Annotated in this window: 22 protein-coding genes, 2 tRNA genes and 1 riboswitch; of the genes, 11 read left to right on the plus strand and 13 right to left on the minus strand. The window is 37.1% G+C overall.

The features are described 5' to 3' along the window. Positions 1 to 287 precede the first annotated feature (287 nt). Together deoC and LACWKB8_RS00625 are read left to right on the plus strand one after the other, a co-directional pair. Positions 288 to 995, plus strand: a complete 708-nt coding sequence (gene deoC, locus LACWKB8_RS00620) for a deoxyribose-phosphate aldolase (RefSeq protein WP_038520735.1) — start codon at positions 288 to 290, stop codon at positions 993 to 995. A gap of 115 nt (positions 996 to 1,110) precedes the next feature. Then, complete coding sequence (locus LACWKB8_RS00625) at positions 1,111 to 1,830, plus strand: GntR family transcriptional regulator (protein ID WP_038520738.1); 720 nt, start codon at positions 1,111 to 1,113, stop codon at positions 1,828 to 1,830. A gap of 55 nt (positions 1,831 to 1,885) precedes the next feature. Here LACWKB8_RS00625 and LACWKB8_RS00630 read toward each other — a convergent pair whose 3' ends face one another. From LACWKB8_RS00630 to LACWKB8_RS00660, 7 genes are all read right to left on the minus strand, one after another. Further along, positions 1,886 to 2,620, minus strand: a complete 735-nt coding sequence (locus LACWKB8_RS00630; RefSeq protein ID WP_038520740.1) for a DUF4097 family beta strand repeat-containing protein — start codon at positions 2,618 to 2,620, stop codon at positions 1,886 to 1,888. A gap of 203 nt (positions 2,621 to 2,823) precedes the next feature. Continuing rightward, positions 2,824 to 3,714, minus strand: a complete 891-nt coding sequence (locus LACWKB8_RS00635) for a DUF4097 family beta strand repeat-containing protein (RefSeq protein WP_038520743.1) — start codon at positions 3,712 to 3,714, stop codon at positions 2,824 to 2,826. Positions 3,715 to 3,796: 82 nt separating this feature from the next. After that, positions 3,797 to 4,606, minus strand: coding sequence for a DUF4097 family beta strand repeat-containing protein (locus LACWKB8_RS00640; RefSeq protein ID WP_038520746.1), 810 nt, complete (start codon positions 4,604 to 4,606; stop codon positions 3,797 to 3,799). A 2-nt stretch (positions 4,607 to 4,608) separates the two neighbouring features. Continuing rightward, positions 4,609 to 5,253, minus strand: coding sequence for a DUF1700 domain-containing protein (locus tag LACWKB8_RS00645; protein WP_052059612.1), 645 nt, complete (start codon positions 5,251 to 5,253; stop codon positions 4,609 to 4,611). After that, the gene (locus tag LACWKB8_RS00650) at positions 5,237 to 5,560 is read right to left on the minus strand and encodes a PadR family transcriptional regulator (protein WP_038520749.1); all 324 of its coding nucleotides are present in this window, start codon (positions 5,558 to 5,560) and stop codon (positions 5,237 to 5,239) included. The genes LACWKB8_RS00645 and LACWKB8_RS00650 overlap by 17 nt, the downstream gene beginning before the upstream one ends. A gap of 155 nt (positions 5,561 to 5,715) precedes the next feature. Beyond that, positions 5,716 to 6,801, minus strand: a complete 1,086-nt coding sequence (locus tag LACWKB8_RS00655; protein ID WP_038520752.1) for a DUF4097 family beta strand repeat-containing protein — start codon at positions 6,799 to 6,801, stop codon at positions 5,716 to 5,718. 94 nt (positions 6,802 to 6,895) lie between these two features. After that, on the minus strand, positions 6,896 to 7,771 hold the full coding sequence (locus LACWKB8_RS00660) for an alpha/beta hydrolase (RefSeq protein ID WP_038520754.1): 876 nt from the start codon (positions 7,769 to 7,771) through the stop codon (positions 6,896 to 6,898). Positions 7,772 to 7,974: 203 nt separating this feature from the next. On the opposite strand from LACWKB8_RS00660, the gene LACWKB8_RS00665 reads away from it, so the two are divergent. Next, positions 7,975 to 8,484: a zeta toxin family protein gene (locus LACWKB8_RS00665; RefSeq protein ID WP_038520757.1), complete on the plus strand. Its 510-nt coding sequence runs from the start codon at positions 7,975 to 7,977 to the stop codon at positions 8,482 to 8,484. 73 nt (positions 8,485 to 8,557) lie between these two features. Here the strand turns inward: LACWKB8_RS00665 and LACWKB8_RS00670 are convergent. Further along, a tRNA-Lys gene (locus tag LACWKB8_RS00670) sits at positions 8,558 to 8,633 on the minus strand. Positions 8,634 to 8,900: 267 nt separating this feature from the next. Next, positions 8,901 to 8,973, minus strand: a tRNA-Lys gene (locus LACWKB8_RS00675). 140 nt (positions 8,974 to 9,113) lie between these two features. On the opposite strand from LACWKB8_RS00675, the gene yycF reads away from it, so the two are divergent. The 7 genes from yycF to rlmH all read left to right on the plus strand — a co-directional run bounded on the left by yycF (position 9,114) and on the right by rlmH (position 16,956). Further along, on the plus strand, positions 9,114 to 9,830 hold the full coding sequence (gene yycF, locus LACWKB8_RS00680; RefSeq protein WP_038520760.1) for a response regulator YycF: 717 nt from the start codon (positions 9,114 to 9,116) through the stop codon (positions 9,828 to 9,830). Between the two features lie 61 nt (positions 9,831 to 9,891). Continuing rightward, positions 9,892 to 11,745, plus strand: a complete 1,854-nt coding sequence (walK, locus tag LACWKB8_RS00685; RefSeq protein WP_038520763.1) for a cell wall metabolism sensor histidine kinase WalK — start codon at positions 9,892 to 9,894, stop codon at positions 11,743 to 11,745. Next, complete coding sequence (locus LACWKB8_RS00690) at positions 11,726 to 13,069, plus strand: two-component system activity regulator YycH (RefSeq protein WP_207204687.1); 1,344 nt, start codon at positions 11,726 to 11,728, stop codon at positions 13,067 to 13,069. The genes walK and LACWKB8_RS00690 overlap by 20 nt, the downstream gene beginning before the upstream one ends. 1 nt (position 13,070) lies before the next feature. Next, entirely contained in the window at positions 13,071 to 13,898 is an 828-nt protein-coding gene (locus tag LACWKB8_RS00695) for a two-component system regulatory protein YycI (protein WP_038520769.1), read from the plus strand. 14 nt (positions 13,899 to 13,912) lie between these two features. After that, positions 13,913 to 14,710: an MBL fold metallo-hydrolase gene (locus LACWKB8_RS00700; protein ID WP_038520772.1), complete on the plus strand. Its 798-nt coding sequence runs from the start codon at positions 13,913 to 13,915 to the stop codon at positions 14,708 to 14,710. Between the two features lie 65 nt (positions 14,711 to 14,775). Further along, positions 14,776 to 15,984, plus strand: coding sequence for a S1C family serine protease (locus tag LACWKB8_RS00705; protein ID WP_038520775.1), 1,209 nt, complete (start codon positions 14,776 to 14,778; stop codon positions 15,982 to 15,984). A 492-nt stretch (positions 15,985 to 16,476) separates the two neighbouring features. Further along, positions 16,477 to 16,956, plus strand: coding sequence for a 23S rRNA (pseudouridine(1915)-N(3))-methyltransferase RlmH (rlmH, locus tag LACWKB8_RS00710; RefSeq protein ID WP_038520777.1), 480 nt, complete (start codon positions 16,477 to 16,479; stop codon positions 16,954 to 16,956). A gap of 144 nt (positions 16,957 to 17,100) precedes the next feature. Here rlmH and LACWKB8_RS00715 read toward each other — a convergent pair whose 3' ends face one another. After that, positions 17,101 to 17,754 (minus strand): energy-coupling factor transporter transmembrane protein EcfT, encoded by a 654-nt coding sequence (locus tag LACWKB8_RS00715; protein ID WP_038520780.1) that lies wholly within the window; start codon positions 17,752 to 17,754, stop codon positions 17,101 to 17,103. 11 nt (positions 17,755 to 17,765) lie between these two features. Further along, positions 17,766 to 19,202, minus strand: coding sequence for an ATP-binding cassette domain-containing protein (locus tag LACWKB8_RS00720; RefSeq protein ID WP_166484933.1), 1,437 nt, complete (start codon positions 19,200 to 19,202; stop codon positions 17,766 to 17,768). Next, positions 19,164 to 19,254: riboswitch (TPP riboswitch) on the minus strand. It overlaps the preceding gene by 39 nt. 154 nt (positions 19,255 to 19,408) lie before the next feature. On the opposite strand from LACWKB8_RS00720, the gene LACWKB8_RS00725 reads away from it, so the two are divergent. Further along, positions 19,409 to 20,353, plus strand: coding sequence for an AraC family transcriptional regulator (locus LACWKB8_RS00725; protein WP_038520783.1), 945 nt, complete (start codon positions 19,409 to 19,411; stop codon positions 20,351 to 20,353). A 33-nt stretch (positions 20,354 to 20,386) separates the two neighbouring features. Here LACWKB8_RS00725 and htpX read toward each other — a convergent pair whose 3' ends face one another. Then, the gene (gene htpX / locus LACWKB8_RS00730; protein ID WP_038520786.1) at positions 20,387 to 21,283 is read right to left on the minus strand and encodes a zinc metalloprotease HtpX; all 897 of its coding nucleotides are present in this window, start codon (positions 21,281 to 21,283) and stop codon (positions 20,387 to 20,389) included. Positions 21,284 to 21,299: 16 nt separating this feature from the next. Further along, positions 21,300 to 21,860 (minus strand): LemA family protein, encoded by a 561-nt coding sequence (locus LACWKB8_RS00735; RefSeq protein WP_038520788.1) that lies wholly within the window; start codon positions 21,858 to 21,860, stop codon positions 21,300 to 21,302. Positions 21,861 to 21,946: the final 86 nt, after the last annotated feature.

A 21,946-nucleotide genomic window follows, 5' to 3' on the forward strand; every position in this document is an offset into this window, starting at 1 on the left:
AGTAAATGATTAATTTGTTATTCGGCTCCATTTACTAATTTGTATATAAAAAGAGTCTACCCTTAAATTCTACTCTCTTAGCAGTTGAAAAATGGTATAAATTACTATTTTTATAAAAATAATTTCAGTCTGACAATAATTTTCAGCGTGTTTAGTGATTAATAATAGTTTATTAATTTTGTAAATACATAAAATTTACATCAGCAGTAATAAATGCGTATTTAGCAGTTGACATTATATTTTATCACTACTAAAATGACATTATGTAATTACAAAAGGAGAATAAAATGAAATATACAATTGATGACTTTGCCCGTTTGATTGATCATACTAATTTACATGCTGATGCGACAGAAGATGATATGAAAAAACTTTGTGCAGAAGCTAAAAAATACCATTTTAAAATGGTAGCTATTAACCAGGTACAATCACATTTTTGTGCGGAGCAGTTAAAAGGAACTGATATTGATACTGGCGCTGCTATCAGCTTTCCTTTAGGTCAAACCACAATAGCCTGCAAATTGGCGGAAACTGAAGACGCTTTAAAAAATGGTGCTAATGAAATCGATTATGTCGTTAATTTATCGCAAGTCAGAGCTCATAACTGGGCTTATATTGAAGATGAAATGCAAAAAATGGTAAAGCTCTGCCATCAGCACCAGGTACCATGTAAAGTTATTTTTGAAACTTGCTATTTAACTAAAGCAGAAATTAAACAACTCGCTTTAGTAGCTAAAAAGGTCAAGCCCGATTTTATTAAGACTTCTACCGGCTTCGGTACTGCTGGTGCAACAGTAGAAAATGTCAGGTTAATGAAAGAAACCGTAGGCCCAGATGTCAAGGTTAAGGCTGCAGGCGGAATACGCAATACTGATGATTTTTTGGCTATGATTGCTGCTGGGGCTGAGCGTATTGGTACTAGTTCTGGAGTCAAAATTATTGAAGCATTAAAAAAGCGTTTTGCAGAAGACGGTATTAGTGCCATTGAAATATAATTAATTAGTAAGCCGCTGTGAAGCTAGAAGACTATTCTTACTTTACACTGGTTTTTGCATGATATAGTAAATAATTGTAATGACATTATTAGTAATCTGAAAATGGTGGGGTAAATTGACAGAGAAAGAACTTCCTAAATACCAAGTAATTGCCAATGATTTGTTAGCTAAAATTCAAACCGGATTTTACCCGCAAAATTCAATTATTCCACCAGAAATAGACTTGGCGCAGAAGTATCAGGTAAGTAGGCCAACGGTGCGCCAAGCAATTTCCCAACTGGTGCATCAAGGCTATCTGGAGCGAAAGCGTAAACGGGGCACATTAGTTAAAAAGGTAAAAATAGAACAAGAATTTACGCATTTAATTGAAAGCTATAGTGAGGAAATGAGTGCCAAGGGCATTTATCCCAAAACTAACCTGCTTTATTTTAATGAAGAAAAAGCCAATTCCGAGGTAAGTAAGAATTTACAATTACCACTAAATGAGCCTGTTTTTAAGTTGGTACGATTACGGTATGCCAATAACCAACCGACAGTTTTAGTAACAACTTATGTGCCTAAGAGACGCGTACCTGAATTAATTAATTATGATTTTGCTCAAGTTTCTTTATACAGCACGCTTGAAAAATATCACTTGAAAGTGACACGTGTAATTAGAAAACTAGAGGTGCTGGCAGCAAGTGAAACTACCGCTAACTTATTAAATATAGCGGTTAACGAACCTATTTTTTATTTTCACACTCAGGGGTTAACGGCTGACGAGCAGCCAATTGAATATTCGATCGCCGAATACCGTGGTGATATTAATTCATTCGTAATTGATGTGCGACGATAATTGAGGAATTTAAAAAGTCTTGCTTTGACCCATATTAGTCAAAAGCAAGGCTTTTTTATTTGATTTTGATTGAGCCTACCGAGCTGAAAGCAGTTAATTGGTTAGCGTTATCGTCGTGTTTGTAAAAATGTTTACCTATTTTACTACCATGGAAATAAATTGAGCCTAAAGTAGTAGATAAATCATAATCAGTCTGATCATCTCTATCGCCTAATGTTTTTAGTGATCCAGCAGCCAGTTTAAAGTGGTTTTTTCCTTGTAAACCTTTGATCTTGACAGATCCGGCAGCTAGTCTGGCGTTAGAATTCATCTTACAGTGATTGATATCTAAACTGCCAGCATCTAAACGTATTTTAGCTTCGTTTTGAATCGTGGCCCCCTCTAACTTTAACGAACCGGCATTTTCTCTGATCTCAAGTTGTTGCATGTTTAGGTCATTCAAAATAATGCTACCGGCAAAGTCTTTTATTTGTACTTCATTGAGTATGGCAGTCTGGGGAACCGTAATTATCAATTCAGATTTAGTTTTGCGAATATAAATTTTTTCCCGATGATTCTGATAATATTGAGGCTTTTGCTCACGAATAAAAAGAGTTTGTTCTGCGACACTGATTTTCATGCGCTCAGGATTAATATCATGAGTTGATATATGAAAAGCAGAGCCCACTTGAACAGTAACACTAGCGGCGTAAATTTGGGCATCTATGTTAATAAAATTTTCTAAATCAATTTCTTGTGATTCTACTTTTTCTTCTTCAGCGTCAAAGTCTCCGTTAATATATATTTTCATAATTAAGCTATCTCTTATCTTTTTAACACTAATTTAATTTTTATTTTAATTTATAATATCATGCTGGTTTAAGTGAAGCAATAAAAAATTAAACTTGGTAGTTATTACTTTTGATAGAGATATATAAAAAGACCTGAATTAAGTTTTAAAATCAATCCAGGCCTTTTTATTTTATGTGGTTAATTATTTGCGTCCCGCATAAGTTAATTTATAAGAATATCACCGTCGCCACAAGAAACTTTGAGTAGAGGCGTACCCCTCAATTTTTTAACAAAATGTCTGTGATAGTTATTACCGTGAAATACAAGCTCGCCCTCTGAAGAAGTTGACAACTGATAGCTGGTCTTAGGAGGTCTGCTCATTTGGAAATCTCCTTCACTCAAATTAAAGGAACTGTCAGCCAGTAACTTGGAATCATTGACTCTGACATCACCGTCACCCAAAGTTGCCTTTACTTTAAATTGACTATTTGTAACAGTTAAATCACCATCACTCAAGTTCAAGATACCACTGGTTAAAGTTGAATTAGTAATTTTTAAGTCACCGTCAACCAGGTCAAGATTGGCTTTGTGAGTTGTCACGTTTTCAGCACTAATATTACCATCTTCAACCTGCAAGTCGAGGTCAGCGATAGATAAGTCAGCTAAATGAATATTGCCCTCAGAACATGATCCTGTTATTTCTTTGATAGAGCCAATTGCCGGAACGGTAACATTTACCTGATAAGTCCCGTCCTCATAAGCATTATTGTCAGAGATAGTCAGCTGGTCGTCTTCAACTTTAGCACTAATCTTTTTGACGTTGGGGCCGCTGATAGTAACCTGAAAGTCGTTTCCCTTAGTAATTTGGATGTTGGGTTCTTCAGCATCAATATTAATCTTAGAAAACTTGTCTAAATTAAAAGTGCGCTTTTTGGCTGCTACGTGATGGGACTTTCTACTACTTTCATCGTGATTAAAGGAATTGCCAATATTAGTTGTCCTGCCCGAATGAATGTTATTGATATCATCATTTCCGCCTTTGGCATGACCAAAAATAAATAAAATGATGCCAATAATGACGATCAAGCCGCTAATTTGGTAAAACTTTTTCATTGCTGTCCTCCTTGTTTGGGGCTACGTTTTTTTAAAATAGTTGCTACTTACCAAGAAAGCATCTACGTAATTTACTTGCCCACTAATTAATTAGAATATCGCCATCCATACTGGTAACTTTTAGTACGGGTTTATTTTTAACTTTTTTTGCAAAATGGTTGGAATGGTAAGAACCTTTAAAAATGATTTTATCATCCGAGTGATTTGTCAATACATAGTTGATCTTAGGCGCGTTTGACATTGAAAAGTCGCCGTCGTTCAATATAACTGAGCTGTTATTTAGTATTTGAGAGTCGCTAATCTTAACATCGCCATCATTTAGTTTTAGTGAACTACGTGAAAAAGTCGACTGGTTTACTTTGAGGTCACCGTCATTTGAATTTAGGTCAAGGTTTTTCGCAGTAAGCTTATTAATCAAGATGTCGCCATCTTCTATTGTCAAATTGATGCGGGGAACGTTTAAACTATTGATATAGAAATCGCCTTCTGCACAAAAACCAGTTATCTTTTTCACTGCGTTTTTAGCGGGAAGATAAACATCAACGCTGTAATAACCATCGTTATAATTATGTTCAGGCTGATCCGAAATAGTGAGCACATTATGCTCAACTTTAGTTTTTATTTTTTTGATGTCTGCTCCGTGCCCACCTCTAACTACCACTTTGAACTTGTTAATATCCTTAAGTGAGATTCGGATATCGGGTCTGTAACAGGCTAACTTAATACTACCGAACTTTTTAACGTAAAAAGTCTTGCTTGCATTATAATGAGCGTGTTTACCATTATAATCATGTGATGGGTTATCATTTAATCTAAATACGACTAGAAGAATGAGACCAATAAGTACTATCAGTCCAAAGATTAGCCCACAGATTTTGTACAACTTTTTCATTTTTATTTATCCTCATTAGTATTTTTTTCAGAACTCGTCTGAAAGTAATTTTTCTTAAGCAGGTTTTTACCTAAGTTTCTAATAATTTGGGTACACTTGGCAATCAAAATTTGGCCTAGTTTGACGATAAACGGAAGTAACAGCAGGATGACACCGATACAAATTAACGATTTACCTAAGTAGATGCAGCCTGTTGGCCAGTTACTGGTGAATAGAAGGGCCAGTGACCTAAGAAAGTTTAGGCCGCCACCGACGAAGAATTTGAACAAAAAGGCTACTAAGGCGAAAAATAAGCCAAAGAAAACCGCCAGTAAAAAGAAGATCACGAATAAAATTGCCAAAATGAGCGGGATGCCGATTGGTGCAGCACAAATTCCCAACAAAATATACCAGCTTGCTTTTAAGTTTGACTTAGGAGTCTCAGGTTTGGCGGGAGCAGAATCTTCTTTGGTTGAATAATCGGCCATAATGTTAATTGCCAGCTGCTTGGGAGTTCCTAGTTCAGTATCAATTGTTGAGCGTCTAACAAAATCACCATCTAACAAAAATTCACGATAAAACTCAACGACATCTTCACGATCTTTTTCAGGTAAATCGACTAAGTTTTGTTCAAGTTCGGAAATATAATCATCAATTACTTTGGTCATTTTGTCCTCCTAATACTTGATTAACTCTTGCACTAAAATCTAGCCATTCATCTTGTATGGTTTTTAATAAAGTTATGCCATCATCGGTAATGTGATAATAACGCCGGTTACGACCTTGATATGGTTCATCATAAGTTGTTAAACAGTTATTTTTCTTTAGTCTGCGTAACACTGGATAGATAGTTGACTCGGAGATGTCAAAAATCTTTTGGACATTTTGCGTCAAAGCGTAGCCATACAGATCATCTTGTTTTAGAAAAGCTAAAACTGCACCATCTAGCAAACGAGTTGGTATTTGAATTGCCATGCTTTGCCTCCCTTAATATTATATGATATATAATATTTTAATTTAGGTTTTACACATTAGCAAGTATTAAAAAGAAATTTTTATTAACTGTCCCGAAAAAAGAAGAAGCTCATAAGAGCTTCTTCTTGCTGTATTGTTTTAAAATTTGAACTGCTTTATTTGATGACTATATCTCCATCTCTGACAGATGCTTTTAGTAAATCACCTTGCTTGGTTTGGCTGGTAAACTTGTTGCCAATACTGGAATTATGATAGATAATGTCCCCGTCTTTAACGTCTAATTGTACACCTGTATCATGAGTGATTTGGTGTAAATTCAAATCGCCGTCTGCCATCCTAATATTATTTTGGTGCTCGAGTTGAGTCTGGGTTATATTAATATCACCATCGGCTGCTTCAAGGTTGGAGTTTATATGACACTGTTTAATCTCTAAATCCCCATCACGTGTTTGCACAATTGCCTGTTTGATAATGCTGCGTTTAAAACTGCTGTCGCCATCATGGATTCTGCTTGATAGTTGGGCAATTTCTGACTGTGTAATAAAGTTGTCGGAGTTTTTTCCAGAAAAAATCACTTCACCAGTAACATGAACGTTATTTAAATATAGGTCCCCTGTACGCAGATTAAATGTAATATTATCGAGCTGCAGGTTTTGCACCATTATGTCACCATTACGGCTGTGACCACTAATTTTAGCTAATGAGTCTTTTTGTGGAACTGTGATTTCTACCCGACTGGCACTTGTGAGCCTGTTAAACATTACCACATGATTTTTTTCTTTAGCAATACCTTCCTTAATCAAAAGTGTTTGCTTCATTAAACTGACTTCTATTGGTCTGCTGCTATAATCTGCTACCAATACCTGAAATTTATTCCCTAAATGGATAATGATGTCTGTGCTATGCACTGCCAGCTGGACTTGATCAAAACCTGCAAATGAAAGTACACGTTCTCTGCGAGGATATTTTTTAACCCGTAACCCGTTAAAATAATTGTCACTGGCGTGGGGATTGTTTGCAGAAGACATAACAGCAGTTAAGAACTTAACGTAATCTTGTTTAATTTCGTTAGCCAAGCTATTGGGCGTTCCCAGCTCTTTAATGATTTCTTCTTTTGTTTGAAAATCACCGTCCAGCAGAAAAGTCCGGTAAAAGTCAAGGGCATAACGCTGCTCAGAGTCAGATAGTGTTGACAAGTTTGAAGCTAATTTTGCAATAAAATTTTCAATTACTGGTGTCATTTTTATTGTCCTATTACTAAAATAATTATCGCTTTTCTTTTATTATACGCTATAATTTATGAAAAAAATATTAAAAATGATTATAGTTTAAAGACTAAATTGACCATAAAAACTGGCCAATATAGCGGTCCACTTTTGGATTTTCATGCAGTTGACTATGTTGGCCCTTTGCACCCTTAATTTCAATTTCGCGGTAATTAACTTTTCCCCTTAATAAATAGCGTAAGGACTGAGCAGAGACACAGCTGACATCATCATCAGAATTAGTGCCATCTTCTTTATTGCCATAGATATTCAACACAGCAGCTTTGCTGGGAAAATTATGACGTTCTTTTAAAAGAGCGCGGTAAGACCGAGTCATGTATTTTGGCCTGCTGTTATGTAAAAGGTAATTATGATTAGGTTGATCGTCTATGCCAATAATACCATTAAACGGCGCACCCAGATTAACCTGCTTTTTTAATTGGGGCAAACCTTGTTTTTGACCATATTTCAGTTGATAAGAAAGTGTCATTAAATTGCCCATTGAATGAGCAACCGTATTATAGTGCTTAATATGATATTTGTGCTGCAAAGACAAGATGAGGTTATGAAACCATTCTCTAGTCACAAGGTAATCACTATTTTTGTTGTCCGTTAAAATTACCTGAATAAGTGGTCGCTTAGTTTGCGGACGCCAATATCCTTGCAAATTAACTTTGCCGGCAGCAGAAATTCTGGCTGTTAAAACTTTATGAGCACCATTATGTTTTTCTGCATAGGCAATCATGCTTGCAGTCGAATGTGCTCCTGCACCATAGCCATGTAAGTAAATCGTGGGCGTAGCTTCAGCACGCCTTGCTTTTTGCAAGTCGTATTTAGTTTGCGGGTTATCTGGTTGAGAAATAGCTTGCTTGCGCAGCCCAATTCCAACAATTACTATCAGCGCTATACAGAAAATACTAATAATTAATAGTCGTTTTTTCTTCATTTTTTTGCCTATTTTACGAATTTTTACCGTCAACTAATTATAATAAAGAGCAATTAGGGGATAAGCAACTAATAGCCTTAATAATGTCTTAAGCATTTCATTTTATTATGGAAGTTTATTATGAAAATTAATAGTATAAAAAGAGCGCAACCTAAGAATAATTAAAAATGTCCGCAGTCACTTTTACTACTAGGAGAAAATTAATGCAACCAATTTTTATCTTAATTAGAGGCAATTCAGGTAGTGGCAAGAGTACTTTAGCTACCAGCTTGCAAGAATATTTTGGCTATCAGCAGTGTCTGCTTTTACACGAAGATATATTACGACTAGATATTTTACATGCTAAGGAAAATATTTCGGGACCAACAGCTAGTCTAATAGAACTAATGACTATTTTAGGAGGAGAATATTACCCGATCACCATTTTGGAGGGAATATTACCTAAAAGTATTTATGAACCAACTTTAACTAAATTGATACATAGATTTGGGTCTGGTGCCTATGTTTATTACTTGGACGTTCCTTTTGCGCAAACCTTGATTAATAATAGTCAAAAGCAAAATCCGTTCCCCACAGAAGTTTTACAAAAATGGTGGCTTGAAGATGATACATTGGGAATCAATGAGCGTAAATTAACAAATGGCACGATAAGCGAATTGACAAAGCAAATTTTGTCAGATATTCAAATTGGGACAAACAAAAAAGACGACTAATTAGTCGTCTCTTTTTTATTTGTCAAAAAGGTAATAAAAAAAGCACCGACTACTTGCAGTGCTATTTTTATTATGGTGGGTGGCCAGGGGCTCGAACCCTGGACCCACGGATTAAGAGTCCGTTGCTCTGCCAACTGAGCTAGCCACCCGTCATTATTTCTGTTGACCGTTAATTATGATAACAATTAATTTATTTTTTGACAAGCCTTTTATGTAAAAAACTTATTTTAAAAAGTGTTACGGCCTTTTATGCTTAATAAAATCCATAAAAGCTTAAAGATTGACGTGTGATAGATGTATGTTATCATTGTTCAGCCGTAATAATTAGTCTAAAACAGAATACGTCATTTCTGTAGCCAGCATCTTTTTGACAAACAAAAGGAAGCAACCAAGTGATTGCTTCCTTTAATAATTAATGGGTGGCCAGGGGTTCGAACCCTGGACCCACGGATTAAGAGTCCGTTGCTCTGCCAGCTGAGCTAGCCACCCATAAGCGTTGTATTAAATAACCAACGAAAACTATTATGCTATTATTTTAAAGGAATTGCAAGTTTTTTTATTAAATTTTGATGACTTTTTTGGCTAATAAACTAAAAACCAGTATAATGATAACAAAAGGGGGCTTTTCGATGTCAAAGAAAATTCTCGTTGTTGATGATGAAAAACCGATTTCTGATATTATTAAATTTAATTTGACCAAAGAGGGTTTTGACGTCGACACTGCTTATGATGGTGAAGAAGCCATCAAGAAGGTTGACGAATACAATCCTGACTTAATGATTTTAGACCTGATGCTGCCTAAAAAAGATGGCTTGGATGTAGCACGTGAAGTAAGACAAACACACGATATGCCCATAATTATGGTTACGGCTAAAGATACTGAAATTGATAAAGTTTTAGGTTTGGAAATGGGCGCAGATGATTATGTGACCAAGCCTTTTTCTAACCGTGAATTAGTGGCACGGGTAAAGGCTAATTTGCGTCGGCGCAATATTGTTAAAAAAGATGAGAGTGCTAACGAGGACGCTTCATCCAAGAATATTACCATTGGCAATCTGGTAATTATGCCAGATGCTTATATTGTTGAAAAAGAAGGTAAAAAGATTGAACTTACTCACCGTGAGTTCGAATTACTTTATTATTTAGCCCAGCACATGGATCAGGTGATGACTAGAGAACACCTTTTACAGACGGTTTGGGGTTATGACTACTTCGGTGATGTTAGGACAGTTGATGTTACAGTTCACCGTTTACGTGAAAAAATTGAAGATAACCCAATTCAACCGCAGATTTTAGTGACTCGTCGCGGTGTTGGCTATTATGTAAAACAGCCTAATGAAGACTAATAAAGAAAGCCCGCAATGTTTAATAATGCGTGGCTTTCTTTTTATTTAATTTTGCGAAACTATGAAAAAAATCAAAAACAAGTTTAAACACTTAACCATTTCTATTAACACTACTTTAGCCATTGTATTTATGGCGACGATTATTGCTACAATTGAAGTAATCGGCGCTTATTTTACGCGCCAATTGGAACAAAATAGTATTGAAAACTTTCAATCTTCAATTCAGGTTTTGCCCATTGTGTCGAACCAGCTTTCAAATCAATTGCTAAAAGATAATAAACATACTGATAGCAATTTAAACAGAATAGTAAATGATTACAGCAACGGCGTGGGCACGATTAGCGAAATCATCGTTGTAGATAATAAGGATATTATTCGTGCAGTTTCAAATTTAAATGATAAAAACCGCATTGGTCAGCGCGTTAACAATACTATGGTTAAACAGGTCACTTCAACTGGCAGACAGGCAACTAAAGTTGTTAATGACCGCGGGGACTATATGATTCAAGTCACACCTCTAAGTGCCGGCAACGGTTCTGCTAATACCGTTGGTGCCATCTATGTGCGCGCGTCAATGCAAGGGGTTTTTAACGATTTGCGTAACATTTCGTTGATGTTTTTGGTTACTTCGTTGATTGCGGCGGTAATGGGAGCGATTTTGTCCTTAGTTGTTTCCCATGCTATTACTAAGCCGATTGAAGAAATGCAAAGTCAGGCACTTAATATCGCCGATGGCGATTATTCAAGTCAGGTAAAAATTTATTCAAACGATGAGTTGGGCCAACTAGGACAAGCCTTTAATACCCTATCAGTTAGAATTGAACGTTCTCAAGAAGAATCTGAAAGTGAACAACGCAGGTTGGACAGCGTTTTATCGCATATGAGTGACGGCGTCCTGGCTACTGACAGGCACGGCAACGTTAATGTTGTTAATCAAATGGCGCTTAACTTCTTAAACACTACCGACGATGAAATTATTAACAAGCCAATCGCTAGTGTATTAGGGTTAGAAGAATCGTCGCAAGACTTAATTGGCAGTCAAAAAGGGATAGTTATTACTATCAATAAGGGCACGCGCGATGAAGTGATTTTACATGCCAGCTTTTCTCTGATTAAGCGGGTTACCGGCTTTGTGTCCGGTAGCGTTTGCGTATTGCATGATATTACTGAGCAGCAAAAAAATGAAAACTCACAAAAGCAATTCGTTTCTAATGTTTCCCATGAATTGCGTACCCCACTGACAAGTTTGCATGCGTATATTGAAACTTTAAATGAAGGTGCTTGGAAAGATCCTAAGATTGCCCCTAAGTTTTTGCAGGTGACGCAAGAAGAAACAGAGCGCATGATTAGAATGATTAGTGAACTGCTTAGTCTGTCACGAATGGATAGAGGAGTTTCAAAAGTTGATTTGGAATGGGTTAACTTTAATGATTTTGTCGCTCATATCTTGGATCGCTTTGATATGATTGTAAAAACCGATAAGGCAGAAAATAAAAAATATACGATTGAGCGGCACATTGGCAAACAGGCATTATGGGTAGAAATCGACACGGACAAGTTTGCCCAGGTAATTGATAACATAATGAATAATGCGATTAAATACTCACCTGATGGGGGTAAAATTACGGTTAAATTACATTCTGAACAAAACCGAATTGTGCTTAGCATAGCTGATCAGGGGTTAGGTATTCCGCGTGAAGACCTTAATAAAATTTTTGACCGCTTTTACCGCGTTGATAAGGCCCGTTCTCGGGCTCAAGGCGGTACCGGATTGGGTCTTGCAATTGCCAAAGAAATTGTGGAAGAACATCATGGTCATATTTGGGCTAACAGTAGTGAGGGCAAGGGATCAACTTTCTATATTTCACTGCCGTATGAGCCAATGAGTGAAGGGGATGATTGGGATGAAGTCTAAATTTAAACTGGGTGACGCTTTGCTTTTAATAGGAACGTTAGCTGTTTTTATTCTCTCAATCGTTCTCTGGATTTTCATCATGACTAATGATCAGTATTTTAACCACATTAGCCAACCAAACAGAGTGACTGAGCAAGCCAAAAACCGGCGGGGACGCATTGCTTCTAATCTTTATATTCCTACCAACTCTTATGGCTTTAGAGATGGTCAACTCTACCGTCTATATGATTCTAAGAAAAATCTGCCGCTAGAATTTATTAAAGAAATGAAGGGCGTTAAGTTTCGCAGTATTAGAAAAAGCAGTACGGGCAAAAAGGAATATGAAGAAATGCTGCATGATGAAGACTGTGTTCAGCTCAGTTTTCCTAAAGAGGTCAGCGTCAATCTGTTCACTAAGAAGAAAGTTAGAGAAAACGATGAAAGATTTAGACGCATTTTTGTCACCAGCAGCAATGATTACCTTTATTTAGGCAACGATAAGACCAATACCATCTACCGCGTTAACTTGATTAAAGCCGACTTTACCAAATTACGTGACTATGCCGGCAGGGCTCGAGGCAAAATTCCGGTTGAATTTGTCCGGCTTAAAAATTGTTATGAAGTCTTTTTTACTAAGCAAGACCATTGGCGTATCTACAGCTACCTGACAAATACGCAAACTGATTCTTATTTTGTTTCCCGACTGTTAGGTACTACTAGTGTGACTACCCGCTCTAATAAAAAAGGCTGGACCACGTATTCTCTCAACTACTATACAAATTTACGCGTTCCTAAAGCTAAGAGTGATAGGCATGATTTTCATTATACCCGCTTTGAAAAGCAGAAGGATTTGTCACTTAATGAACGTTTGTTAGAAAGTGTTGATTTTGTTCATAAACTGGGTTTAAGTGAGCAGGATCTGCGGTATTTTGATACGATTAATGACTCCATGAGTTATGTGAACTATATCGAAGGAATACCTGTTTTCTGGGATGAAAGCAGTCCCCAAGTCACTACTACCTTTACCGGCGACGCAGTTAAAGTTGACTTTAACAATACCGATTTGCAAATCCCCATACCTTTTGACGGGCAGACCAAGACTTTGCCTACTAGTGCAGCAGTGATGCAGAAACTCTTGAATGCTGGTATGAAAGAAACAGAGATCCAGCGCATTATTGTCGCGTTTCGGGTGGAAAAGGATAATTCTCATGATCATCTGGTTAACCTCATTCCCGGCTATTACATAAAAGCTTATGACCAGTGGAAAAGTTTAGCTGCTTGGGAAAAAGAAGATTTTTCCAGCTTAAATAAATATAATGAAACGTTGTCGAAAGAAGGGAAATAAGATGGACCGAAAAAGAATAGAATGGTTATTTTTCATTATCTTTCTTTTAATTGATATTTATTTAGGCATTGAGATATGGCGCTCACCTATTAATTTAAGCAGTACCCCAGGAACAACGGCAACCAGTATTCGAGCTGAAATGCGTGCTGATGGCATTGATGTTCCTTTACACATCTCGCGCAAACAACAGTCTGGTTACTATTTAGCTGTTAAAAACCGCGATTATCTTTCTCGCAAAAGCAGTAGTTTAACCCAAGTAACAACGCATTATTCCAAAAGCGATAATTCGTTAACCGGAACGCCCAAGTCTATGATTTTGCTTAATGGCAACCGTAAAAAAATCTTGCAGCAGTTGGAAGAATTTAAGAATGAACCTGCCAACGTTCCTTATGGTAAAGAATTTAAGTTTGAGCCCAGCATGTCGGGAGATAATACATATTGTTATGTGCAAAATACTGATTATGGGCGTATCTATGACAATGACGCCCAATTAACAATTAATGTACGCAATAGTCAGATTGTTAATTACACTATTTCATATATGGGACCAATAAAAGCAGTGCGTGAGCCACAATTGATTATTAGTGCTTGGCACGCTGTTAAGGCAATGTATACTGATAGAGAAATTGTTAACAATTCCAGAGTAATGCAAGTTAGTCTGGGATATTCCAAGTTAACCGATGTTCGCGGCAGTACGATCTTGCTGCCAACTTGGCTAATTCAAGTTGAGAATAAAACCACTAAAAATATTACCGTTAAAAGAGTTAATGCATTTACAGCACAAATTTTGCAAGGTAGCTCTTATAATGTTAATGTACAGAAAAATTAGAAAGGGAAAACGCAGTGCAGGTTTCTGTTTTAGCTAGTGGTTCGACTGGCAATACCAGTTTAATTGAAACCGACCAGCATAAAATTTTAATGGACGCTGGTTTATCCGGTAAAAAAATAAAGTCTTTGTTAGCAGAAGTTGGTGTTGATATTAATGATATTGATATGGTCTTTTTAAGCCATGATCATTCAGATCATAGCAAGGGACTAGGTGTTTTAATGCGGCGCTATCCCCAAATTGCCGCATTTGCCAACAGCGGCACATGGGAATATTTAACCGAAACTCAAAAAATTGGGCAAATACCAGTTGAACAAATCAACGTGATTGAACCGGGACAGACTAAAACGTTTGGCGATTTAGACGTTACGGCTTTTGCTACAAGTCATGATGCCGCCGAACCGCAATATTATGTTTTTACTAGTGGCGGCAAGCGCATGGCTTTTTTGACAGATACAGGTTATGTTTCAGGTAAAGTAAAAGGCGTCATTAGCGATGCCGATGCTTATTTAATGGAATTTAATTATGATGATATGATGCTGCGTAACGGCCCGTATTCATGGGGCTTAAAGCAGCGAATACTGTCGGATGTTGGACATTTGTCAAATGAGGACGCTGGTCAAGCGTTGCTAGATGTAGTAACAAGTAGGACAGAGCATATTTTTTTAGCACATAGAAGCCAGCATAATAATACGGCTAAATTAGCTTATGATGCTGCTAAAAAGATCATGATTAACGGCGATGCTAACTTACCCAGTGATGTTAAAATTGTTCTGACTGATCCGGTTCAACCAACTAATTTAGTACAAATTTAAGAAAACTTTTTATCTTTTTTCAAGATTTGTTAGTATAGTAAACAAAGATGTGTAAAGGAGACTGAATGATGTATAATCAAAACTCTGGTCATCAGCAGCATGGCATTGTTAAGACTGTTATTATTGGTTTAGTAGCGGGACTAATTGGTGGTGGCGCCTCGTATGTGGCCCTCGATCAAATAAATAATGCAAATATGAACAACAATGCGCAAACCAGTATTAGTTCAAGCAGCGCGAAGACTTCTAAAAATAGTGCCAAAACCAGTGGCACAATGACACCTGCTTATAATGACGTCAAGGGTGCAGTAGTATCCGTAATTAATATGAAAAGACAGTCAAACAACAATAACTCTTTGTTTGATATTTTCGGTGATGACGACAATGACAATAAGAGTAAAGGAAAGCTGCAGACTTATAGTGAAGGTTCTGGAGTAATTTACCAGAAAGCTGGCAATAAAGGCTATATCGTCACTAATAATCACGTGGTTTCAGGTAGCGATAAAATACAAGTGATGCTTTCTAATGGTAAAACTGTCAACGCCCGCATCATTGGTACGGATGCAACAACAGACCTGGCAGTTCTTTCAATAGACAGCAGCTATGTTACCCAGACAGCCGAATTTGGCGATTCTAAGAGCTTACAAGCCGGTCAAACCGTAATTGCGGTTGGTTCCCCTCTTGGTAGCGAATATGCCTCTACGGTTACTCAGGGGATTATTTCAGCTCCTGCACGTACCATTACAACTTCATCTGCTAATCAGCAAACTGTTATTCAAACTGATGCAGCTATTAACCCGGGTAATTCGGGTGGTGCATTAGTCAATTCTGCCGGACAAGTTATTGGGATTAATTCAATGAAACTTTCTCAATCAAGTGATGGTACATCAGTTGAGGGTATGGGCTTTGCGATTCCTTCAAATGAGGTAGTCACAATTGTTAACCAGCTAGTTAAGAAGGGTAAAATCGTTCGTCCACAGCTGGGAGTTAAGGTCATAGCTTTGCAGGGCATTCCGTCCAGCTACAGAAAACACCTTAATATCAAGTCTAACCTCAAGAATGGTATTTATGTTGATTCGGTTACCAAGCACAGCGCAGCTGCAACAGCAGGAATTAAAGCGGGTGACGTGATAATTAAAGTTGACAACAAGGCTGTCTCTGATGTTGCTTCGTTACACAGCATTTTGTATAATCACAAAGTCGGAGATAGAGTGACTTTAACCGTTAACAGAAACGGCAAAGAAATTAATTTACAAGTAAAATTACAATCGGATTAGATGAATTAATATTCTAAAAATAAGCTAAAAAAAGGCTATACTATGCGATTTAAAACATAAGTATAGCCTTTTTGTTAATAATGTTAATGGGAAACAAAATAAGGTTCGTATTTTAAGTCTGTCAAGTAAAAAACTGGTAGTCAAACTTTGTTGACAACTGTGGAAAACTTTGTGGATTGTGCATAAAAGGCGGAAATTAACTTGGGATAAATTGTGGAAAAGCTGTGAATTGTGTGTAAATAATAGTGAAAAGTAATTAGCACAAACAGTTGTTCAAGGCTTAACAGCAGTATTTGAGGCCTAAAAGTTTGTGAAAAATAACTATGAAAAATCTGTTTGTGGGTAAAATGTTCTCAAGTAAAGTAAAAAAGTTTGCTAACCACAATTTATTTGCTTACTAAAGGTAAAGACCACAAAATATAGATTTTGCTTATACACAGCTGTGGAAAAACCAAGTGGAAACTTTGGGAATTGGGGGATAAAATAGCAATTATGAATATTAAGATCGTTTGTGTGGGTAAGTTAAAAGAAAAATATTTTAGGGCTGCGATTGCTGAGTATCAAAAAAGACTGAGCAGGTTTGCCAAAGTCCAGATAATAGAAGTGCCAGATGAAAAAGCTCCTGAAAAATTTAGTGCGGCAGAACAGGAAAATGTTAAAGAAATAGAAGGACAGAGAATTCTTAGTAAAATTAAAGCTAAAGAATATGTTTTTGTGACGGCAATTAAAGGCAAAGAGAGAAGAAGTGAAGAACTTGCTGGAGAAATAAAAGATTTGGGCACTTACGGTCATTCAGATCTTACTTTTGTAATTGGTGGCAGCCTAGGTACCAGTGCTGCCGTTAATAAGCGGGCGGATGATTTATTGAGTTTCGGTAGATTGACTATGCCCCACCAGTTAATGCGGGTTGTGCTAATTGAACAAATTTATCGCAGCTTTATGATTAATAGTGGGAGCCCGTATCACAAGTAGTAGGCAGTTAAAAGTGCTGGAGTGCCAATTGCCCCCCAATAGCCGGTTTGTAACCCGTGACAGCGAATTGATCGCATATAAAAGCAGTGTTGCTATTAAGGGGCATTTATAGCAAAGAAAAAGTGGACATGAACGTCCACTTTTTTATTTTAATGTGAATAAAGCCAAGTTTACTAAAAGCAGGATAATGATGGCTGTTAACCAGTCACTTTTTTTAATAGGAATGGGCACAATGACAGAGCGTTTAGCATTCTCCTGATAGCCATGAGATGCCATTCCTTGTGCCAGATTTTCGGCTGAATTAAGGGCAACTAAGATCGCTTTAAAATAGAGAACGGGTGACCAAAAGCTCAGGTAAACGCCACGCATCATGCCAGCAGTCCGAATTTGTTTAATGGCTGTTTTCATTCGCGGCACAATATTGAGAGCAGCTAAAACGCCATAAGCAAACTTACTCGGTAAATGAAAGTTTTGTTCAAAAGAGCGAGCTAAGTCTGTGGCAGTGGTTCCAATTGAGACACAGTAGATCGTCAGCGTATAGACATAAACACGGCTGGATAAACTCAGTGCATTTTGCAGGTTAGGTTGCGGTGCAAACCAATATAAAGTGGCAAAAACCGTAAATGCGGCAATTAGGGGCATTAAGAGCGTTAGCAGCAAATTCTTTAATTTAATATGTTTGTAAATTAGATAAATTAATGCAAAACCGATGATTAACAAATTGGTGCATAAACTGGACTTAAGGGATATTTCTAATGAAATAATTAGTGCCAGAAAAAATTTGAAACTAGGATTCATTGTTGATAGCCTCACTTATTTGTATAGCTTAAATGCTGGTCTTGAAAAACAAGATGATAGTCGCACCAATCAGCCAAATTAGTTAATTCGTGACTAATGATTAATAGCGTTTGGTTGCGGGCCTTTTGGCTTTTTCTCAATAATGTCATTACTTTACCCGCAGAAACCGCATCTAGTCCGCTAAGTGGCTCGTCAATCAGCAATACGTCTTGATCAGAGATCAGCATTAACAAAATTTGCAGTTTCTTTTGTTGACCACCGGATAATGAGTAAACAACATGATCAAGCAAAGAATCAAGTTCAAGATAGGATAGTGTTTCATTTATTTTCTCATCCGTAAAGAAAGAATTAGTCCGGTGCTTTTTGCTCAGGTTAATTTCATCTGCCACTGAAACGTTGATGAACTGATCACTTGCACTTTGAAAAATTTGCCCGACTTTAAGCAGGTACTTGCGGGTCGCTAATTTGTTGATTTCCTGATTGTGGTAAGTGATACTGCCAGAATACGGCAACATTTTAGTTAATGCGTTAAAAAGCGAAGTTTTGCCCACACCGTTTGCTCCTGTTATCAGGGTAGTTTTACCAGCAACAATGTTTAAATTCTCTTGCTTGAGAAGCAAACGATTTTGGTAAATCCGGGTATTTTGCAGCGTAAAACAATTTGGCTCGTTTTGTTCTGGCAGAGCAAAAGAATAAGAGGCAGCTGTCATACTTTTTTGTAACAGCTGTTCTTTTTTATCTGGTGCAAGCTGCACTATTTTTTTACCCTGAAATTGAAACAGGTTATCACAAATGCCCTCATAACCAGATAATACGTGGTCACTCACAATGATTGTTTTGCCCTGATCGCGCAAATGGGCTAGTTTAGCAATCAAAAACTTGCGGGCTGCAGGATCACAACTGGCAAACGGCTCATCGAGTAAAAAAAGGTCAACATTCATTGCAATTAAAACGGCTAAAGCTACCCGCTGCTGTTCGCCGCCAGACATGGTATTAATTTTTTGATCAAGCAAATAATCAATTTGGGCAAACTGAACGGCTTCATTTAGACGCTTCTCATACTGCTCTTTGGTTAGGCATAAGTTTTCAAGTGCAAAAATGATTTCCTCACGTGGCGTTGCCATCGTGAACTGCTCACCGGCACTTTGAAACATCATTGCGGATTTTAATCCGGCTAAAGTCACAGTGCCGCTTAAGTGACCGGCAAATTTAGGATATAAGTCTGCTAAAATTTTTAATAATGTAGACTTGCCGCAGCCGGTAGGGCCAACTAATAATGAAAATTCTCCCGTAGGAATCTTTAAATTAATATCAGTTAATATTTGATTTTCTTTATCGTATGAAAAAGTGAGGTTATTTAATTTAATCAATTTAGTTACCAAAAAAATCGTCAGGAGAATACCTGACGACGTAAAATCTTTCGTTTTCCCTTCGCTGGCATTATCCATAGCAGGTTCAACGGGTATATTCTCAGCCTATACGGCACCCCGATATTATTTTCATTATACCTAAAAGAATTTTTATTGTCTAGACTGATTAGTCTTGCTTTTAACGGCCTGAAATAATTGTGAAATAACAAAAATCTATTAGCAAGCTGCCAATTTGCTATATAATAAATTTATGAAAATAAAAAATAAAACAAGAAGGTGACGTAATGGCGGCAGTTAAGTTAGAACAATATTTGGCTAGTGTCTTGGACTCAAAAAAGTCGGACACAAATGAGATAAGAATAAAGCCTGGAAATGAAGATTTTAATTTATTCAGTGCTTTTTTGGAAAATCGTAATACTGGGATACATCGTTATCAAACTACAGGCTTAACCATTCTTTATTTGGCAAAAGGAGCAGTCAAAACCAGGATTAATGCTCAGGAACTTACTTTGGGTGCTGGTAATATTATTTTTTTACAGAAGAAATGCAACTACGAGATTTTAAAACCAAGCCATAAAGATATTTTAGTTAAACTTGAATTTGACCCTAATTTAACTATGCAAGATTTTCTAGGTGATTACTCTAAACTGAATCGTGAAGAAAAGGGTCTACTTAAAAAAATTACTACAGCTTTTAATCAGAAACGCTTATTAAGTATGAGCGGCACGCCAATGTCTAAATCCGCTCATCTAGTTAAAAAAGTAATTGATGAATATCTCAATCAAAATCTTTTTGCACGCAACATAATTATGGCAGAACTTAATTTGCTCTTATTTTTAGCAATTAGAAGCCAAGACTTAGCTGCTGAAACTAGGTTGATTACTAATCATCAGTTTGCTCAAACCGAGTTAGAGCAGTATATTGATGCTCATTTCACTGATGTCAGCCTTAATGATGCAGCCAAGTATTTTGGCTTTAACCCCAATTATTTTTCAAGTTTGGTTAAACAAAAAACGGGCAAAAGTTTTATGGAACATGTTGATGAAAGACGTATGCAGGAAGCGCGAAGTTTGCTGGCACGCCCGGATATCTCTGTTAAGGAAATAATTACTCGTGTAGGTTATAGCGGCAAATCATTCTTTTATAAAAAATTTAGTGAATATTACCATGAAACGCCCGTGCAGATGCGTGCAGAACTATTTCGACAAGCAAATATCAACTTAAAATAAAAGCAGCCTTACTAGAAAAGGCTGCTTTATTTATTACATTTTTTCCAAGCGTTTAATTCTATCCGCTGTCGGCGGGTGACTGTCAAATAAATGCGTAAAACTGCGTCTTTTGCGTAATGGATCTTCAATATACATTCCCGCACTGCTCGGATCGGCTTTTTTCATTGGTGCAGAACCGTCAATTTTCTCTAGCGCCGAAATTAATCCTTGAGGATTGCGCGTTAATTCAACTGACGAAGCGTCAGCCAAGTATTCCCGATTACGCGATAATGCCATTTGCGCTAAGCTGGCACAGATCGGACCCAGAATTAACACAAACAAAATAGCTATAACTTTGAAAATAACAACAATAGAACCGCCGTTGTTGTCGTCTCTATCTCTATCATCGTCAATCCACCAGATGTAGCGGCTGGCAATTCCCGATAAATATGAAATGACGCCAACCAAGACTGCAGCAATAGTAGAAACCAGAATGTCATAATTTCTAATATGAGAAATTTCATGACCTAAGACGCCCTCAAGTTCCTCGCGGTTCATCATGTCAAGCAAGCCTTGTGTCACTGCTACAGCAGAATGGTTAGGATCACGTCCTGTCGCAAAGGCATTGGGACTATGATCGGCAATGATAAATACACGCGGCATCGGCACCTGTCCCACAAGTGCCATGTCTTCTACAACATGCCAAAGTTCTGGATTATCCTGCTCATGGACTTCTTGGGCATGATTAAGACTCATTACCATGTTGGCTGGGTTAGGCAGGACAATTAGCATATAAATGATACTAAAAATGACGGCAATAACTAACCCCAAGACGGGCCGATCACTAAAAAGATAGCCTAAACCTGCCCCTACAAGTGCCAAAATAATAACAAACAGACCCATAATACCAACGGTCTTACGCTTATTGCGGGCAATTTGTTGAAATAACATAAAAATAACCTAGTATTTAAAATTTAACTTTAGGTACTTCTTTTTCCGACTCGTTAGTTTGTAAGTAATCAACCTTCTTAAAGCCGTGAATATGAGCAACTATGTTGGATGGGAAAGTTAAAAGTTTTTGATCATATAAGGCAGCTGATGAATTGTACAGTTGTCTGGAATAAGCAATCTTGTTTTCAGTGTTAGTTAATTCTTCTTGTAGTTTCAAGAAGTTTTGATTTGCTTTAAGATCAGGATAATTTTCTGATAAAGCAAAAATTGACTTAAGGGCATCGGAAATTTGGTTAGAAACCTTCAGAGTTTGAGCATGGTCATCGCTAGGAATATTTGTTAACTGGTTACGCAAATGAACAACGTTTTCTAAAGTTTCTTTTTCGTGTTTAGCGTAACCTTTAGTAGTTTCGACCAAGTTAGGGATTAGATCATTACGCCGCTTCAATTGTACGTCGATCTGGCTCCAAGACTCATCGGTGTAAACCTTGGCTTTTTGTAAACCGTTGTATACTGCAATGTAAACTATAACTAATAAAATAGCAATTATTACAATTATCCAAGTTAAACTGATCATAATTTTCCTCCTTAATTTATATCAACCAATTATAACTGATTATGAAGCTTTTGAATATAAAAAAGAAGCTTATGCTATTTCTCATT

This window comes from Lactobacillus sp. wkB8 (assembly GCF_000761135.1).
GTDB classification, from domain to species: Bacteria; Bacillota; Bacilli; order Lactobacillales; family Lactobacillaceae; genus Lactobacillus; species Lactobacillus helsingborgensis.

Excerpts from the sequence above, each read along its gene's own strand:
- LACWKB8_RS00725 (WP_038520783.1), top strand. The coding sequence starts at position 19,409 with ATGGCGGCAGTTAAGTTAGAACAATATTTGGCTAGTGTCTTGGACTCA.
- LACWKB8_RS00695 (WP_038520769.1), top strand. The coding sequence starts at position 13,071 with ATGGACCGAAAAAGAATAGAATGGTTATTTTTCATTATCTTTCTTTTA.
- LACWKB8_RS00630 (WP_038520740.1), bottom strand. The coding sequence starts at position 2,620 with ATGAAAATATATATTAACGGAGACTTTGACGCTGAAGAAGAAAAAGTA.
- LACWKB8_RS00665 (WP_038520757.1), top strand. The coding sequence starts at position 7,975 with ATGCAACCAATTTTTATCTTAATTAGAGGCAATTCAGGTAGTGGCAAG.
- walK (WP_038520763.1), top strand. The coding sequence starts at position 9,892 with ATGAAAAAAATCAAAAACAAGTTTAAACACTTAACCATTTCTATTAAC.
- LACWKB8_RS00690 (WP_207204687.1), top strand. The coding sequence starts at position 11,726 with ATGATTGGGATGAAGTCTAAATTTAAACTGGGTGACGCTTTGCTTTTA.
- htpX (WP_038520786.1), bottom strand. The coding sequence starts at position 21,283 with ATGTTATTTCAACAAATTGCCCGCAATAAGCGTAAGACCGTTGGTATT.
- LACWKB8_RS00735 (WP_038520788.1), bottom strand. The coding sequence starts at position 21,860 with ATGATCAGTTTAACTTGGATAATTGTAATAATTGCTATTTTATTAGTT.
- LACWKB8_RS00705 (WP_038520775.1), top strand. The coding sequence starts at position 14,776 with ATGATGTATAATCAAAACTCTGGTCATCAGCAGCATGGCATTGTTAAG.
- LACWKB8_RS00720 (WP_166484933.1), bottom strand. The coding sequence starts at position 19,202 with ATGGATAATGCCAGCGAAGGGAAAACGAAAGATTTTACGTCGTCAGGT.
- LACWKB8_RS00635 (WP_038520743.1), bottom strand. The coding sequence starts at position 3,714 with ATGAAAAAGTTTTACCAAATTAGCGGCTTGATCGTCATTATTGGCATC.
- LACWKB8_RS00640 (WP_038520746.1), bottom strand. The coding sequence starts at position 4,606 with ATGAAAAAGTTGTACAAAATCTGTGGGCTAATCTTTGGACTGATAGTA.
- LACWKB8_RS00660 (WP_038520754.1), bottom strand. The coding sequence starts at position 7,771 with ATGAAGAAAAAACGACTATTAATTATTAGTATTTTCTGTATAGCGCTG.
- LACWKB8_RS00645 (WP_052059612.1), bottom strand. The coding sequence starts at position 5,253 with ATGACCAAAGTAATTGATGATTATATTTCCGAACTTGAACAAAACTTA.
- LACWKB8_RS00650 (WP_038520749.1), bottom strand. The coding sequence starts at position 5,560 with ATGGCAATTCAAATACCAACTCGTTTGCTAGATGGTGCAGTTTTAGCT.
- LACWKB8_RS00655 (WP_038520752.1), bottom strand. The coding sequence starts at position 6,801 with ATGACACCAGTAATTGAAAATTTTATTGCAAAATTAGCTTCAAACTTG.
- LACWKB8_RS00715 (WP_038520780.1), bottom strand. The coding sequence starts at position 17,754 with ATGAATCCTAGTTTCAAATTTTTTCTGGCACTAATTATTTCATTAGAA.
- rlmH (WP_038520777.1), top strand. The coding sequence starts at position 16,477 with ATGAATATTAAGATCGTTTGTGTGGGTAAGTTAAAAGAAAAATATTTT.
- yycF (WP_038520760.1), top strand. The coding sequence starts at position 9,114 with ATGTCAAAGAAAATTCTCGTTGTTGATGATGAAAAACCGATTTCTGAT.
- deoC (WP_038520735.1), top strand. The coding sequence starts at position 288 with ATGAAATATACAATTGATGACTTTGCCCGTTTGATTGATCATACTAAT.